Here is a 15,667-nt window from a genome sequence, read left to right on the forward strand (position 1 = left end):
TTTTTCTATACAGTAACGGCATTTTAATCGATTAAATGCCGTTTATGCATTTATAGGATACTTATTTATGTACGATATTCGCCCATTAAATTATGCAAAAACAAAGTTTATTTTAAGTGCACCAGATATTACCCATTTACCTTTTGATAGTGGCGTTGAAGTGGCATTTGCTGGTCGCTCTAATGCTGGAAAATCTAGTGCACTTAATACATTGACTAATCAAAAGGGATTAGCCAGAACCAGTAAAACGCCCGGTCGAACTCAACTCATCAATCTTTTTGAAGTTGAGCCTAATTGCCGTTTAGTTGACTTACCAGGATATGGTTACGCTCAAGTACCGGAAGCAATTAAGCGAAAATGGCAGAAGTCATTAGGCGAATACTTACAAAAACGTGAAAGTCTTAAAGGCTTAGTAATATTAATGGATATCAGACATCCTTTAAAAGATTTGGATCAGCAAATGATTGAATGGGCTGTATCAGTCAATATACCCGTCATGTTATTATTGACCAAAGCCGACAAATTAGCATCAGGAGCCCTCAAAAAACAAGTTAATATGGTCAAGGAAGCAATTTTACCTTTCCAAGGGGATATTACCGTTGCACCTTTTTCATCACCTAAACGCATTGGACTTGATCCATTAAAATGGCAATTAAATGAATGGTTTAATCAACAATAAAAGAGAATGTTAATGAATTATTCAGATTTTTCATTTCAAACATTATCCCCTGAGTTAATCCTAGATAGTATAGCGTCAACGGGTATCCGTGTTGATTCAGGTTTAACGACCTTAAATAGTTATGAAAATCGTGTTTATCAATTTATGGATGAAGATCGCAAACGTTATGTTGTTAAATTTTATCGTCCACACCGATGGAATCGACAACAAATTATTGAAGAGCATAAATTTACGCAACAACTATTTAATGCCGATATTCCAGTCATTGCGCCTTTAATCTTAAATAATTCAACGCTTCATGAACATAAAGGTTATATGTTTGCAGTATTTCCTAGTATTGGAGGAAGACAATACGAAATTGACAACATCGACCAGTTCGAATCAGTTGCAATGTTGCTTGGGCGAATGCATAAAATTGGTGCTGAACAAAGTTTTAATTTCCGTCCAACAATCGGGCTAGAAGAATATCTTTATCAACCTCGAGAGATTCTGTTAACTAGCCATTTTGTGCCCAAAAATATTTACATCGATTTTAAAAGCGTTTTAGAAAAATTAATCAGAACAATTGAGATACATTGGCATAATGATTGGCAATCAATACGTTTACAAGCGGATTGCCATGCCGGTAATATTTTATGGCGTGATGGTGCTATCTTTGTCGATTTTGATGATGCCCGTAATGGCCCTGCAATTCAGGATCTTTGGATGTTACTCTACGGTAATCTACAAGAGCAACGCTTACAACTAGAAACCTTGCTTGAAATTTATCAAGAGTTTTATGATTTTGACTATATGCAACTTGCATTAATTGAGCCACTAAGAGCCATGAGAATGGTTCACCATTTAGCATGGATAATAACTCGTTGGCAAGATCCTGCTTTTCCTTTGGCCTTTCCTTGGTTAACAGATAGCGATTTTTGGCATCAACAACTCAAAATATTTGATCAACAAATTGAAGCAATTCAATCACCGCCAATAACATTAGGGTCGATGTTTTAATGTAAATAAACAGTTGGTTGCAGATGATTTATTTAACTAATAATGTTAATAAATCGCTTAAATTTGGCGATGAAGCAATGAGCTTTTCTTTCTGTTGTTTCGAGAGTTGTTTGATTCGATACTCAAGTCTTAAAGCAGTTGACTTATCGCCTACACGGAGTTGATAAACAACATCAAGATCATGATGTCCATTTAAATGTTTAGCACCTTTACCATTTTGGTGCTGAGATAATCTTCTTTTAACATCAGTGGTTATTCCCGTATACAGTGTTTGTTTAGCGGTTCTAATAATATATAAAAACCAAATTGATGATTTACTTGGCATAATTAGAAAGATGGTAATAAATGCATTTAACGATAGTATACAATGATAAATTATAAAAATCTGATAGCAAAGTTGGATTATCATAACCCCATTATTTATAGATGAATTTTTTTCGATATCATAATTAAAATCTGCTACTAATATAATTAATGTATATCATCGTTTCATTTACTTTAAGGTAGATAGTGTTTAAGATAAAGCAATTTTGTTATTGTTTGTTTTGAGGCGATAAAATTTGAATAACTTTGCAAACATTATTGAAGTAGAACGTGGAAATCTGAAATTTGCCTATGTTCAAAATGATGAAATCAACTATTTAACCCTTTTTGATCAATTTTTAGCTGAAGAAGGTCATCATGAATTACTTGACCCAAGTGATAGAATCGAAAGATATACCTATTTAATTAATGATAATCAAAATAAATTCATTTTTAAAATTGATGGTGGTGTTGAGCATCGCCTTGAACGCCGAATTATAGCAAAAATTACCGGTGATTTTTATTTTAATTTGATTTATAAATTAGCGAAAATGTCACTTGATCAATGCGATATCGCCTACGATCTTTATCTTGTCGCTTTTGATAAAATAACCAAGCGTCACTATATGATCTTCAACTTTATTGAAGGTAGATCATTGAAGTGGGAAGAGATGAAAGAATATGAAGAACAAGTTAGATACTGTATCGAGAAACTGCATAGCTATAACTTAGTCTCTAATGATGTTCACGGTGGTAATTTTATTTTAACGCCTGAAGGAAAAGTTAAAGCAATTGATTTGACGAATTCGGGTTTTATTTGGTTAACTAAAGCAAACGATGCCATTGAATTACGTGAACGCTTTAATATAAAAATTAAAGTTCCAATGCTAGCAATGGCAATTAAAAATTTTACTCACGGATTTAAACGGTTATCAAGAAAAATTCGGGGTAAAGAGGATTAAAAATGTTATATAATGTGAGGGCATTGCTTCCTCACATCTTTACATTATTCATAAACACTTTTTCAACTTTAGACGTCGTATTTTATTAGCTGATTTTTAAATAATTTGTAGGTTTGTGTTAGCAACATTGCGTAAATCAGTTAATAGTCAGATAAACTTAATCAAGTTATTCTATAAGGAATGTGCTATGAAAAAGTTATTAGTTTTATCCATGACATTGGTCACCCTAATTGGATGTACATCCCAGAAGATGATGTCAATTTATCATACTCAAGGTGTCGAAATAACCCAAAACTCATCAGGTGATGATATTGTTAATAAATATACCACCTCTATACCGTTTAAAACGTTACATGCATCATTACCGATTTGTATTGCCCAAGAACTTGATAATAACCCTGTAGTACTTACAAGTGAAAACTACTTTGGATCACCTTGGTGGTATTCTTATAATCTACCTTCACAACAATCAATAACCTTAAACAGAGGTGAAACAATCAAGTTGGTAGAAGGAAAACAAGTTGTTGCCAATGCTGTTACTGATTATCAGCGTAATACTAAATATTTTGTTAGTTACACTTTGACTGCTACTCGAAATCAACATAGTATCAACTATTTATTTAGTAATATTAAACAAGCACCACAATATACAGGTTCAATTAATGATGGATTTAATAATGTAAAAACAGAACAGCGATCCCATCCTGATTTGGTTATCGAGGCACTAAATAAAGAAGCGATTAAGATTCAATCTTGTTTGTTGAAATGATTAAAAAAGAATGATGAGTTAAACAATTAACCTTAAAAAATGATTAATGCAAATTGGATTAAGACTGGTATTTTTGCAAAAAATATCAGTCTTAACTTGCATACTTTTACCATCGAATTATTAACTATTGTATCATCCTAATTTAATTATTTTTAACCTATTGTTATTGTTGCATTACTCGCATTGAATGATTAATCGTATCGTAATTCTAATGACCAACATTTAATCCAAGTAATCATCAATTAATAAATCACTAGCTTGTTGACAAAATTCAACCTCTTTTTCTGTGCATTGACGAGAAGATAATATTTCAAAATTATTTTCAGATTTTGTTTCAAAACTACATTTAGAATTAGATAATGTAAACTTTTGCGAATTTGTAAATTGATAAAGCTCCTTTAAGATTACTTGATTAGTGTAATCTTTAGGACAAATCTTTAATTTTTCTGCTGTTTTTCTTTTGGCATCAAACGTAATAAAACGACCTGACAAGTTTAAATAAACAAACTTATCTTGAGCTAAATCATATGAATAATAAGCATCAATTATATTTCTATCATTAATACTATCTGTAGTTTTAGAAATATAAAAATCATTGTTTTCATGATCAAAATTTGCATCTCGATCGGTGTTTATACTCAAAAAAGAAAGAAAGTCATAACCGTCCAACTTGCTAATTGTTTGAAATAAACTACCATCTTTTTTTCGATAGATATTGATTCCAACCACTTGTGCAAATCCTTTATTTTCATTTGAAATAAGCGTTTTAAAAAAGTAATCCTTAGTTGACTCTCTTTGTAATATTTCAACATTATTGAATTTGTTTTCCTTTTTTAATTTTTCATTAACGAGTTCTATCTCTTTATTTTCGCTATCATATTCAAATTTTTTTTGTAATTTAAAAGGACCATATAATTTTGAATCACAATCCAAAGTTTGATTTAAAATGATGGAATTATCTTTCGTAAAAGCTATATTTTTTATTAGGATAGTATCTATAAACTGTTCATCAAAGTTTACGTTAGGAACATTAAATTCAATACCTTTCCCCTCTTTATATGTGGTATTTTTTTCAAGTTGTTTGGGTTCAAAATCATTACTGTTTAAATAAATAATATTTATGTCATATTCAAACAAAGCATCAAAATAGAATTCGACTTTGTTTTGTCCTAAAACACCTTCATAAACGCTATAATTTGCAAAAACAGAACTAGAAAAAAACACAATACATAAAACCACTTTTTGAATATTTAACATATCAACATTACTCCGATTTTTTAGACTTTCTTCCTTCGTTTATCATACACACTTTTTTGGATTTGTTTATTAATCGCTTTTAAATTAACAAATAAAGCCGGATTGATCTTGCAACCTAACTTATTGGTTTCTGCATCTTTTTTATTCGATCTGTTATATCTTGGTTTCATGGTTATTTCAAAATGTAAATGAGGATTAATGACTCCTTTAGCATTACCAGTATCGCCGGTATAACCTAACAAATCACCAGCTTTAACTTTAACACCTTCTTTTAAATGTGCTAATCTTTTACTCAAATGGCAATATCTTAAGTAGAAATAATTGGCATTAAGATTAAAATCATCTCCTTGCATGACCTCATTTTTAAACTCAAGCGATGAGCCATTTCGGGATTTTCTTAAATCTTCACCTTTAACTTTTAAAACTAATACTTTTCCATAACCTCGCGGATCCTCGTGAAGCGAAGCAATTTCGCCATCCAAACAAGCAAAACATTGAGTACCAATATCTGCAAATAAATCTAATCCTGTATGAGCTTTTCTACTTCCATCAGCTCGCCTACGGACTAATCCAAATGCGCCATTTTGAGGTTTGACAGCACCGCCTGAATTGTAATAAGTTCTCTGCGGATATTTAAGCGGTTCATGCCAGCAACTACTTGTGGATTTTTGTACCGGTACCGGTTTCGGTTCTGGTTCTGGCTTAGGTTCTGGCTTAGGTTCTGTTTTTTCCTCTGGTTCGGGTTCCGGTATTGGTTCTGGTTCAGCTTCTATTACAGGCTCACACCAGATATCTGGTTCAATATTAAAATAATCTATCATCGCTACAGGATGTATATACCATAGTTGACCGTCAGCTGATAAATTTTTGAGTATTGGTTTATAACCTTTTGGATAGTTTTGATTTGATTCGCCTGTTTGAGTTGATTGTGCTTGTGCGACTTCTTTCCACCATAATAATGGTTTAATGCGATCTTCTTTTTCGATTTGCCAATTGCTTTTGACATGTTCATGAGCTTCATTCAATTTTTGTAGTGCAAAATTACGCTCATGCTTTTTATCAATCCCTCGAATTTCTAGCAATTTTTCAATGTTTTGTTGTTGTTGTTGTTTTTGTTCTTCAAATAATTCGTCTATTTCATGCCATTTGGTGAGCGCCTCATCGGCATACCATTCACTTTCATATTTTACGAATAAATGTCCAAGCTGCTCTGCCGCCCAACTTGTTCGTAACAAGCCTTTGAATTGTTCCTTTGTAAAAGGTTTTTTTTCTTTTAATTTCATTAATTGTAAAAAATTTTCGATTTCACTTTTTGCATTATGTGGCAAGTAGCTTAATTGCTGAAGATTATGTTCAGATTGGCTAAAAATTCTCAGGATAGCTAACATTGTTTCAGTACAATCTTCTGTGTCTAATTTTACGGCATGATTCTGACTCACCTTTTTTGAAAATTCTCCGACTGAAGCTTTCTCTTCAATCATGCTAAAACCAGACCAATGCCAAGGACTCACTCGTTTTACATGTTCTTGAGCTCCTTTTTTAGTATTGATCCAACCTTGTATTGGTATTCCTTGTTTATTTCCTGCGATAATCCTTAACCATAAGGATTCTGGATCTGCATCATCTCTTGCTATAAGTCTATCATCGTCTTCAATAGAATTAAGGGGTATTGTTCGTGGATAATATACTGTGTTGTATATATCGTCCTCGGGTATACTATCTGAAGATAATGGAAAATTATTCCAATAATCAATTCTAGCGTTTAGTTGCCCATCTTGACCATGCAAATGCCATACATCCTTTGATGCTACCCAATAGCATTTGTCTTCAAGACAAAATTGTATTTTAAATAATGCGTCATCCTCAATACCATCATTTGCAATTAAACTCGTTACTGGAGGGTTGTTAACGAGTTCAACCTCATCAGGAATATCGCCAATCATCAATTCAGGAAAACTATTTTTATAATGATTAATTAGCCAATTCTTATCATCGTCGGTTAAACGATATCGTTTTTTTTCATTTTTAATTTCTTCATCTTGATTTTGTTCTACATCTATACAATCTGCTGTATTTAAATCAGTTTGAGATGTCACTTTTGAAGGATTAAAAAAGACCAACGGCATGCTTAACGTATAGTCAGGATGGATCTTGATATAATAATTAATTGAATTATCAATAAACTTTATCCCCAACCCAGCGCGTAAAAAACCATCCGGTTTAGTCGGTACAAATAGCTTTGCTTTTTTTTCAACTAAAATAATATTCTTTTCACTTTCTGGTAGCTGGTCTGCTAAAGCACGAGTTTTACTAATAAACGCCGGCAAATCATCACAAGTAAACAATTCTATGTGCGCTAATTTTGGTAATTTATTACCTAACGCACGTTTCATCGTCGATAATAATGCTTCTTTTGGTTCGTCAAAGCGTTGACTTTGACTGACATTGTGTCCGATATAACCGATAAAATCCCCCTTTCCTATCGGAATTGGCTGTTTTAATACCACAACTTCATCTAATTTTTCTGGTTTTAGCGCTGTTAACGTCAACGAGGATAATTTGACATAGCCTTTATGAGTTGAATCTTGGCTACCATTTTCAACTTTTAAGCTAGAAGGGATAACACAACCACTAATTTTTTTAATTTTGGCATAGCCATTTTCTTGACCATCGAATTCAAAAGTCGCTGTTTTAGGTAAATATGTTAATTTTTGTTGATCATCAGCAGAGTCATATACAGCTATACCGTTGATCTCGACCTCAGGACAACCTACCATATTATAATTTTCCCGACAGATTTCATAATCTTTGTTGGCATCTGCTGTTTTTCCTGTTGGTCGTTCTAATGCTGTAGTACCGATATCTTCATACCAAACATAACCTTCAGTATCCCCCAATTCAGTTTTGAATTCGCTTGAAGTCACTAAAGTACCTTGAGTGATTGATACAATCTTATACCAACCTGATTGCCCATTTTTTTGCTCGCCTAATCGGATTTTACTGCCTTTTAGTAATAAACCGACGACTTCTGTACCTTCTCCTTCTTTTCGTATTGCACTACCTTCAATAGCATCTGTCATTGATTCATTAACTTTTCCAGCTTCCACCCGCCAAAAATGAGGATATTCAACCTGACAAATATTTTTTTGCTGGTAACCATACCAATCAAGCTGATGCATATATAAACTATGTAAGATTATCGCAGGTGGGGTTTCGGTTGAATCAGGAATTTTGGGCATTTTCAAATAGTGACGAACTAACGTAAAACCACTTGAAAAATAGGCTACTTTTTGTTGTTCTTGATATGGTGCAATAAGCTCTTCATTATCTTGATACACAATTTTAGGATATACATTATTAATTCGATAGGCAATAACTTCACCATTTGCCATACACCATAGTTTGTCATCATTACCTATTTTATTTAAAAAGGACGCATCGATATGAATACCACCATGCCATATTCCATCTTCACTAAATGGAAAAAAGCCACTCTCTGCTTCCGCCAAAGCTTTATAATAAGCGTCTTGGCTTAGTTGTTTTTCTCCTACCGGAAAAATAAAGTTAGTTATTGTTTTTATTGTCATTGTTTTATTTCCTTAATCCGAAAAACCTTTTGAGTTAAACGTAATAAATTTTTTCAGTAATAACTCAAGTTCTTTATTATTGTTAGTCAATTTAGCGGATAAATCATTACTCGCCGGGCCCATTTTTTGCATCGCATTACATTTTAGATAGATATTATCTGATGTACCCAGCTCTATCCCTTTGCTGCTAATTTTGATATATGACCCTCCGCAGATTAAGGTCAGTTGTTTACTGGCCGTTACGGTCAACTCGCCATCTACACTGTCAATTTTGATATCGTCTTTAGCCGCTATATTCAGGTTCGCATCCTGTGCCTGTACATCAATATCTCCCTGATTGGCAAAAAGCTTCATCCCCGATTTATGGGCAAATAATCCTATCGCCTCGCCCGAAGACACTGTGATATTTTTTAACGCCGTTATATCTGTCTGCTTTTCAGCTACTACCGAAAAACTGTTGCCCGTTGATAATTGAATATTTTCCGGACTGGTTAACGCTATCCCTTCCTGAGCATAGGCTAAAATTCCACTCTGACTTAATGCCGTTAGATTCGTTTTTAGCTTGTCCTGACTCTCCGTATCGGCTCCGTGGGCTTCTGATTGGCTTGCCGCATCCTGTAACGCTTTGGCTATCGACAGTGCATTTTCTAACTGCGCTATTGCACCTTGCATGTCCAGCTGTTTGCCTTGCGCTTTCGGCGTTGTTTGTGTGGTCAGGTATAACCCTTTTTCTGCGGCTATAGCACCCCATTCATCGGTACGAAGCTCAAAACCTTCACCCCGACCTTCTTTATTTCGATTAACTAAGTGACCTATATTTAACTGGGTTTTGCCGTATTCAGTCGCCAGTTTGATATGCTCCTGACCCCGCTTGTCATCCATCCGCAATTTGTTGTTGGCCGGCGTGCGAATTACATTTCGATGTTTATTTATCGTGCTCACCGGGTCTGGATGTGCGCTGTCATGCATCGCATGAGCTATATAAGGTCTGTCCGGATTGCCGTCCATAAACGCAATCGCAACTTCTGTACCGTCAATTAATGGAAAGTGAAATCCATAATTGCTTCCCGCATACGGTCTTGCCAGTCTAACCCATAAACTCTCTTCACCTTTTTTCCACTCTTTCAAGTCGAAATTAAATTTAACCCGATAGCGTCCATAGGCATCAATATAACCGTATGTATCATTGTCCGGACTGGTCACCCGTGCCGGCAATGTCCCCCCGACTTGTGGCCACGCTATCGGAGCCGGACGGTAAGGTTTTAATACCTCATAAGCAATTGCCGTAAAGCTCAGTTCATACGCTTCTGAGCGACTGCCTTGTCCCTCGACACTTAATATGATGATGCCTTCTTCAACATCTACCAGCGGATTTTGATTTATACAGACATGTTGACCCGGAACAAGGTTATAACTGTTGGTTTTCCCTCGAATGATTATTTTTTTACTGATTGCATGCTCATGGCGGATACGCGCATACCATTTACCACTTTCTGTAATGTCACTTTCGCTACCGCCATTATCGTTTGACTCTACGTCATTTTCGGTATCTTCATTCTGAGTATTACCACTCCCCACGCCTGCATCCAGTCGTTTATAGTGCTCTCCATAACGATAGTCCGTTCCGTAAGTGGTCATGTCATTGGGTTGGGTGTTTTCTTCTCCCAGTAAATTTTCCTTCGCTTCCCGGTAATTATAATCCTGTACGATAACCGATGATTCCACCAGTTGACTGTGCAGTGTGATATCCCACACACTCTCCATTCCTCCGTCCTGCAAATTACTCGGTAAGTTATAATCAAGATTTGCAACCTGTTTGAAACCTTGTTCATAATCACTGATTATCAGCACATCACAATCGTGCTCGTTGTGACTTTCAAATCGAAACCAGATGCCTACATCTGCCATCAATCTTTGGATAAATTCCAGGTCGCTTTCCTGCCATTGCGTGATAAACTCCCTTAACGGGTATTGCTCTTTCAGCTCCAGCCGATAATCGACGCCACTAAATTCATGGCTTCTGAGTACCTCTTCTATCACACTGACAACATTTTGATTTTGAAATATTGCATTATTTCGGTTGAGTCCCAGTCTCGCTAACCTTGGCGTTAACACAATCTGATAATGCGCTTCGTCTTTATTAACCGATAATTGACTGAAATGAGTGATAATGCCATAAATTTTTCGGGATTCACCCTCCGGCAAAAAATCACCTAAGGCACGTATCGCTGCACTTAATGCATCGTTTGCTATCGGATTAAATGAAAATGATGCTGATTTGTTGAGAAAACTCTCAACAGATAATGATTTATCTATACTGGTAAATGTGATGGTATAGTGCCAGAGCTGGCTTAACTGCTCCTGACCTTCCACTGAAAAAACCGAAATAGGCGAATCAAGTTCATCGACTGTCAAAGTATAACGATTGTGGCTTGTTATATCTGTTAACCCATTTATTAAACCTTCGCCAACTTGACTGAAATTTTTAGTCAACGTTTTCGCCATAAAATACTCCTTATGTTTCATTTTAATTGCATATCTAATAGTTGCTTTGTACTTATTTTTATAAGATTAAATTCAATTAATCAGACAGTTATATAAATTGTTTGAGTGTTAAAAAATTCGGTTTGCAATTGTGTTTTTGTTAATCAGTTAACAAAAATTTGTGGATAAAGAATAGGATATATCGTGTCAAAAATAGTCATAAATTAACACGATGCTATATTGAAAAAACAGAGCAATGGACCATTCCTTTATATTCATACCGATTCGGATATATTATTATTTTTATTGTATTTATTATTTTTCAATTAACTAATACAGATAACTTATTTTGATTATCTAAAATACGTCTTTTTTTGGGTTATTTCAATTTTTTATTTTTTAATTTTTTTATTGATTATTTAAATCAGATTAACTTTAATTAAAATTGGAAAAATTTATAAATAATTAACTTCGACATGGTCAATTCGTATTATCGTGTCAGTCATTAATCAATTAATCTAACGAAATAACTAACTATTATTACAATGTCAGAGATTAAATCTTTTAAAAAAAATTATTTAACCATATGTAAATTATTTTTTTAATGAGACATTTCGCTAAAGATCAGTTACATTAGTTAACTAATGTATTTGTAATTTCAAAATAGAAAAATTAACTTGATATTAGAGCAGAGGTTAATCTATGCGTGATAATGAACCGCAGATATTAACGTCGATTTTGACGCAAAATTCTTCTTTATCACAGATAAAAGAAAGAATATCTGCACTCAACAAATTATCTAGTGTAGTGCATGATTTACTTCCTTCTCCCTTGAAACCACAATGTAGAGTTTCTAACTATCGTCAAGGGATTCTTATTATTGAGGTAAGTTCTGCAAGTTGGCTGACCAGATTAAAATACGAACAGAGTAAATTAATATCAGGAATTCGAAAAAAATTATTACCGTCTTTATCCTCTATTCAGTATCGAATTAATCCTGATATTTGTTTAGCGGTATCACAAAGTATTAATTGTTCATCAAAAAATGCTACAATGACAAGTGTGCTAACAGCAAGTAGTGCAAATTATTTGTATGCAATAGCAGAAAATGCACCAAATAAATTAAAAAAACAATTGATTAAACTTGCTAACCATGCAAAATGATTACCAATGATTTAATATAAGTTTTATCTAATCAGACTACGAAAAATACAAGGAGTGAAGTATGGAAAAAGACATAATCATCTATCTTTCGATTGGATTAGTTATGGGCTTTATTATTGGTGCTATTTTCATGAATGTCCTTAGTCCTAAAGCCCGTCGATTCGCAAGTGTTAAACGTGAACTAGAGCAAGCACAAGAAGAACTAAAAACGCAAAAACAAATGATTGCTAAACATTTTTCTCACAGTGCTGAAATATTAGATAACATGGCTAAAGAGTTTAGACGACTTTATCAACATATGGCTGAAAATTCTCAACAAATTATGGGAAACGAAAATATGCCAAATATGAATCTTGAAGTAAATAATAATTCAGATTCAAGCCATAAATTAATAGTCGAAAATCAACCTAAAGATTACTCTGACAATCCTTCTAATCTATTCAAAACGGATGAACATCGATCTTAATGTTATTTTTTCACAGAACTACGCAGGTAAATATTTCTGTTAATTTTAAAATTTTTAAATAGTGAGAGTTGTAAAATGAACAATTCATTAAAAAAACATAAAAAATTATTAAGTGTTGTTGCTTTAAGTATAAGCATGAGTTTATCATTATTTTCAAATGCTTATGCATCTTTTCCTTCAATTCCTGCTGGTAATACTACCGAACAGCCAAGCTTAGCCCCTATGTTAGAAACAGTTCTACCATCGGTTGTGAGTATCAAAGTCGAAGGTGTTGCTCAAATGCAAAATAATATGCCAGAAGAATTTAGACGATTTTTTGGCTATCCTGACAGTCAATCAAGAGCATTCACTGGTCAAGGCTCAGGAGTAATAATTGATGCTGAAAAAGGCTATGTGGTAACCAATAATCACGTTATTGATAATGCAGATAAAATTACCATTACCCTCAATGATGGCCATGAGTTTAAAGCAAAATTAATTGGAAAAGATCCACAAAGCGATATTGCATTATTGAAAGTTGAAGACGCTAAAAAATTAACAGCAATAAAATTAGCCGATTCGGACAAACTTCGTGTAGGTGATTATGTTGTTGCGATTGGTAATCCATTCGGTATTGGTCAAACTGTAACCTCAGGTATTATTTCTGCACTCGCTCGTAGTGGTTTAAGTATGAATGGTTTTGAGAATTTTATTCAAACCGATGCCTCAATTAATCGAGGTAACTCAGGTGGTGCATTGGTTAACTTAAATGGTGAACTCGTCGGGATTAATACCGCTATCATCGCTCCTAGTGGTGGAAATGTTGGTATCGGTTTTGCCATTCCAAGTAACATGGTAAAAAGTTTAACGTCTCAACTGGTTGAGTATGGTGAAGTTAGGCGTGGAGTGCTTGGCATTAAAGGGAATGAACTTACATCAGATATTGCTAAAGCATTTGATTTAGATGTACAAAAAGGTGCATTTGTTAGTGAAGTTATTGACGACTCAGCCGCGAAAGAGGCAGGGATAAAATCAGGCGATGTCATTGTATCAATGGATGGTAAACCTGTTGATAGTTTTGCTGAATTACGTGCTAAAATAGCCACCTCTGGTGTAGGACGTATAGTACAGTTAGGTTTAATTCGAGATGGCAAAGAAATAAGCGTTAGTGTTAAACTAAAAAATAGTGATGAATCAAGTACCGAAGCAAAATCTTTACACTCCTCTCTTGATGGTGCAACACTGACAAATGGCGATGTAAAAGGTCAAAAAGGTGTAGTTATTGAAAGCATTGCTAAAAATTCGCCTGCTTCTCGATTGAGTCTACAAGAAGGCGATCTGATTACTGGCGTCAATAAAACCCGCGTTAACAATATTGCTGATCTTCGTAAGGTTATTGATAGTAAACCTTCTGCAATTGCACTTAACATTGTTCGTGGTGATAGCCGTTTATACTTAATCTTACGCTAAACCAAGTATATTTTGTGTATTTCGTCGATACTTTATTTTGTATCGACGAAAATTATCAATATTTATAATTCTGTTGGATGTGTTAAAATTCCCTCATCACTTTTTTATCATTTGAAAAATTATGCTCAAAAAAATCTTATGGCCCATATTGATTGGAACTGTTTTAGCCATTGTTCTATTGATAATTTTTCCTACTTTACGCAATGGTACCCAATCAAATTTTTCAAGATCAATTTTTGATAATGAACCCATAAGTTATTCAGATGCAGTAAAAGCTGCCGCTCCTGCTGTTGTTAATATTTACAGCCGTTCAGTTAATGCGATGTCTCAACAATCAGCAAGCAATCCGATTACGCCTTTAGGTTCTGGTGTGATTATGAGCAATAAAGGCTATATCATTACAAATTATCATGTAGTAGATGGCGCAGAACAAATTATTGTAGCGCTACAAGATGGTCGAATTTTTGAAGCCCTATCAGTAGGCTCAGATAAGTTAGTTGATATTGCTGTATTAAAAATAGAAGCAATGAATATTCCAACTATTCGAATTAATTCTAAACGTGAACCTAAAATTGGTGATGTCGTTTTAGCCATTGGCAATCCATATAATATCGGACAAACCATTACACAAGGGATTATCAGTGCAACAGGCCGGGATGGACTTAGCCCTTATCGGAGACAGAACTTCATTCAAACTGATGCATCAATTAATCATGGTAATTCTGGTGGAGCCTTAGTCAATACTAAAGGCGAGCTAGTTGGTATTAATACCTTAACCTTTGCTAAAAATTTAGGAAATGAAGTACCAGAAGGTATCGGTTTTGCCATTCCAACTGCATTAGCAGTGAAGATCATGAATAAACTTATTCAAGATGGTAAAATTATTCGTGGTTATATTGGTATTGATGGATTAGAGTTTACCCCAACCCGAAATCCAAGTGATATGCCGGTTGTAGTAGGTATTTTAGTTACTAATGCCGAAGGCCCCTCATTACAAGCAGGAATACAATCTAATGATATTTTAATTATGGTTGATAACAAGCCTGTCAAATCCATTATTCAAACTATGGATCAAATAGCCGAGTTGAAACCAGGCACAACTGTCCCCATAGTAGTATTGCGAAACGGTGAAAAGGTTGAATTGCAAGTAACTATTGGTCAGTTACCGGTTTAAACGGGTCTTTTATTGCTTGATTACCTATGCTTTAAGGCGTATAATTCGCAACCTTAATCATGTTTTTTAACACTCGTATGGTGTGTAGACTTTGCTTTTACAGCCGTTTATATAGCGATACGAACCAACTTTAGAGGTTTATTATGAAAGAAGGTATTCACCCAGAATATAAAGCAATTACAGCAACTTGTTCTTGCGGTAATGTTATCAAAACTCATTCAACTATTGGTCATGATATTCATCTTGACGTATGTGGTGAGTGTCACCCATTCTATACTGGTAAACAACGTGATGTTGCAACTGGTGGACGTGTAGATAAATTTAAACAACGTTTTTCAATGGTTGGCGGTAAAAAATAGTTTTTGTTGTAACGA

At 34.4% G+C, this 15,667-nt stretch carries 13 protein-coding genes; 9 read left to right on the forward strand and 4 right to left on the reverse strand.

Annotated features, from left to right (window positions below; all coding sequences use genetic code 11):
• The first annotated feature begins 67 nt into the window (after nt 1-67).
• Nucleotides 68-679 carry a ribosome biogenesis GTP-binding protein YihA/YsxC gene (yihA, locus tag GYM75_RS09560; RefSeq protein ID WP_370632115.1) on the forward strand — a complete coding sequence of 204 codons (612 nt, stop codon included), beginning with the start codon at nt 68-70 and terminating at the stop codon, nt 677-679.
• Nucleotides 680-691: 12 nt separating this feature from the next.
• Complete coding sequence (locus tag GYM75_RS09565; RefSeq protein WP_220215730.1) at nt 692-1,678, forward strand: serine/threonine protein kinase; 987 nt, start codon at nt 692-694, stop codon at nt 1,676-1,678.
• A gap of 28 nt (nt 1,679-1,706) precedes the next feature.
• Here GYM75_RS09565 and GYM75_RS09570 read toward each other — a convergent pair whose 3' ends face one another.
• Entirely contained in the window at nt 1,707-2,003 is a 297-nt protein-coding gene (locus GYM75_RS09570; RefSeq protein WP_220215731.1) for a GIY-YIG nuclease family protein, read from the reverse strand.
• Nucleotides 2,004-2,238: 235 nt separating this feature from the next.
• On the opposite strand from GYM75_RS09570, the gene GYM75_RS09575 reads away from it, so the two are divergent.
• On the forward strand, nt 2,239-2,943 hold the full coding sequence (locus tag GYM75_RS09575) for a lipopolysaccharide core heptose(II) kinase RfaY (protein WP_220215732.1): 705 nt from the start codon (nt 2,239-2,241) through the stop codon (nt 2,941-2,943).
• A 187-nt stretch (nt 2,944-3,130) separates the two neighbouring features.
• Entirely contained in the window at nt 3,131-3,712 is a 582-nt protein-coding gene (locus GYM75_RS09580) for a hypothetical protein (protein WP_220215733.1), read from the forward strand.
• Nucleotides 3,713-3,934: 222 nt separating this feature from the next.
• Here the strand turns inward: GYM75_RS09580 and GYM75_RS09585 are convergent, their stop codons facing one another.
• From GYM75_RS09585 to GYM75_RS09595, 3 genes are read right to left on the reverse strand one after another with little or no spacing between them, the layout of a single operon-like run.
• A complete protein-coding gene (locus tag GYM75_RS09585; protein WP_220215734.1) occupies nt 3,935-4,969 on the reverse strand; it encodes a hypothetical protein in 1,035 nt (344 codons plus the stop codon).
• A 20-nt stretch (nt 4,970-4,989) separates the two neighbouring features.
• The gene (locus GYM75_RS09590) at nt 4,990-8,556 is read right to left on the reverse strand and encodes a M23 family metallopeptidase (protein ID WP_220215735.1); all 3,567 of its coding nucleotides are present in this window, start codon (nt 8,554-8,556) and stop codon (nt 4,990-4,992) included.
• Nucleotides 8,557-8,568: 12 nt separating this feature from the next.
• A complete protein-coding gene (locus GYM75_RS09595) occupies nt 8,569-11,061 on the reverse strand; it encodes a type VI secretion system Vgr family protein (RefSeq protein WP_220215736.1) in 2,493 nt (830 codons plus the stop codon).
• Between the two features lie 681 nt (nt 11,062-11,742).
• Between GYM75_RS09595 and GYM75_RS09600 the strand changes: the two genes are divergently transcribed.
• The 5 genes from GYM75_RS09600 (at nt 11,743) to rpmE (ending at nt 15,652) form a co-directional block, all read left to right on the forward strand.
• Nucleotides 11,743-12,204 carry a DUF721 domain-containing protein gene (locus GYM75_RS09600; RefSeq protein ID WP_220215737.1) on the forward strand — a complete coding sequence of 154 codons (462 nt, stop codon included), beginning with the start codon at nt 11,743-11,745 and terminating at the stop codon, nt 12,202-12,204.
• A gap of 61 nt (nt 12,205-12,265) precedes the next feature.
• Entirely contained in the window at nt 12,266-12,670 is a 405-nt protein-coding gene (locus tag GYM75_RS09605; RefSeq protein WP_220215738.1) for a YhcB family protein, read from the forward strand.
• Between the two features lie 75 nt (nt 12,671-12,745).
• Nucleotides 12,746-14,119 (forward strand): Do family serine endopeptidase, encoded by a 1,374-nt coding sequence (locus GYM75_RS09610; RefSeq protein WP_220215739.1) that lies wholly within the window; start codon nt 12,746-12,748, stop codon nt 14,117-14,119.
• A 121-nt stretch (nt 14,120-14,240) separates the two neighbouring features.
• Nucleotides 14,241-15,293 (forward strand): outer membrane-stress sensor serine endopeptidase DegS, encoded by a 1,053-nt coding sequence (gene degS / locus GYM75_RS09615; RefSeq protein WP_220215740.1) that lies wholly within the window; start codon nt 14,241-14,243, stop codon nt 15,291-15,293.
• Between the two features lie 143 nt (nt 15,294-15,436).
• A complete protein-coding gene (gene rpmE / locus GYM75_RS09620) occupies nt 15,437-15,652 on the forward strand; it encodes a 50S ribosomal protein L31 (RefSeq protein ID WP_065559662.1) in 216 nt (71 codons plus the stop codon).
• Nucleotides 15,653-15,667: the final 15 nt, after the last annotated feature.

The organism is Gilliamella sp. ESL0441, assembly GCF_019469185.1.
GTDB lineage: Bacteria > Pseudomonadota > Gammaproteobacteria > Enterobacterales > Orbaceae > Gilliamella.

Coding starts and splice junctions, on each gene's coding strand:
- yihA (WP_370632115.1), top strand. CDS start 68: ATGTACGATATTCGCCCATTAAATTATGCAAAAACAAAGTTTATTTTA.
- GYM75_RS09565 (WP_220215730.1), top strand. CDS start 692: ATGAATTATTCAGATTTTTCATTTCAAACATTATCCCCTGAGTTAATC.
- GYM75_RS09570 (WP_220215731.1), bottom strand. CDS start 2,003: ATGCCAAGTAAATCATCAATTTGGTTTTTATATATTATTAGAACCGCT.
- GYM75_RS09580 (WP_220215733.1), top strand. CDS start 3,131: ATGAAAAAGTTATTAGTTTTATCCATGACATTGGTCACCCTAATTGGA.
- GYM75_RS09585 (WP_220215734.1), bottom strand. CDS start 4,969: ATGTTAAATATTCAAAAAGTGGTTTTATGTATTGTGTTTTTTTCTAGT.
- GYM75_RS09590 (WP_220215735.1), bottom strand. CDS start 8,556: ATGACAATAAAAACAATAACTAACTTTATTTTTCCGGTAGGAGAAAAA.
- GYM75_RS09595 (WP_220215736.1), bottom strand. CDS start 11,061: ATGGCGAAAACGTTGACTAAAAATTTCAGTCAAGTTGGCGAAGGTTTA.
- GYM75_RS09600 (WP_220215737.1), top strand. CDS start 11,743: ATGCGTGATAATGAACCGCAGATATTAACGTCGATTTTGACGCAAAAT.
- GYM75_RS09605 (WP_220215738.1), top strand. CDS start 12,266: ATGGAAAAAGACATAATCATCTATCTTTCGATTGGATTAGTTATGGGC.
- GYM75_RS09610 (WP_220215739.1), top strand. CDS start 12,746: ATGAACAATTCATTAAAAAAACATAAAAAATTATTAAGTGTTGTTGCT.
- degS (WP_220215740.1), top strand. CDS start 14,241: ATGCTCAAAAAAATCTTATGGCCCATATTGATTGGAACTGTTTTAGCC.
- rpmE (WP_065559662.1), top strand. CDS start 15,437: ATGAAAGAAGGTATTCACCCAGAATATAAAGCAATTACAGCAACTTGT.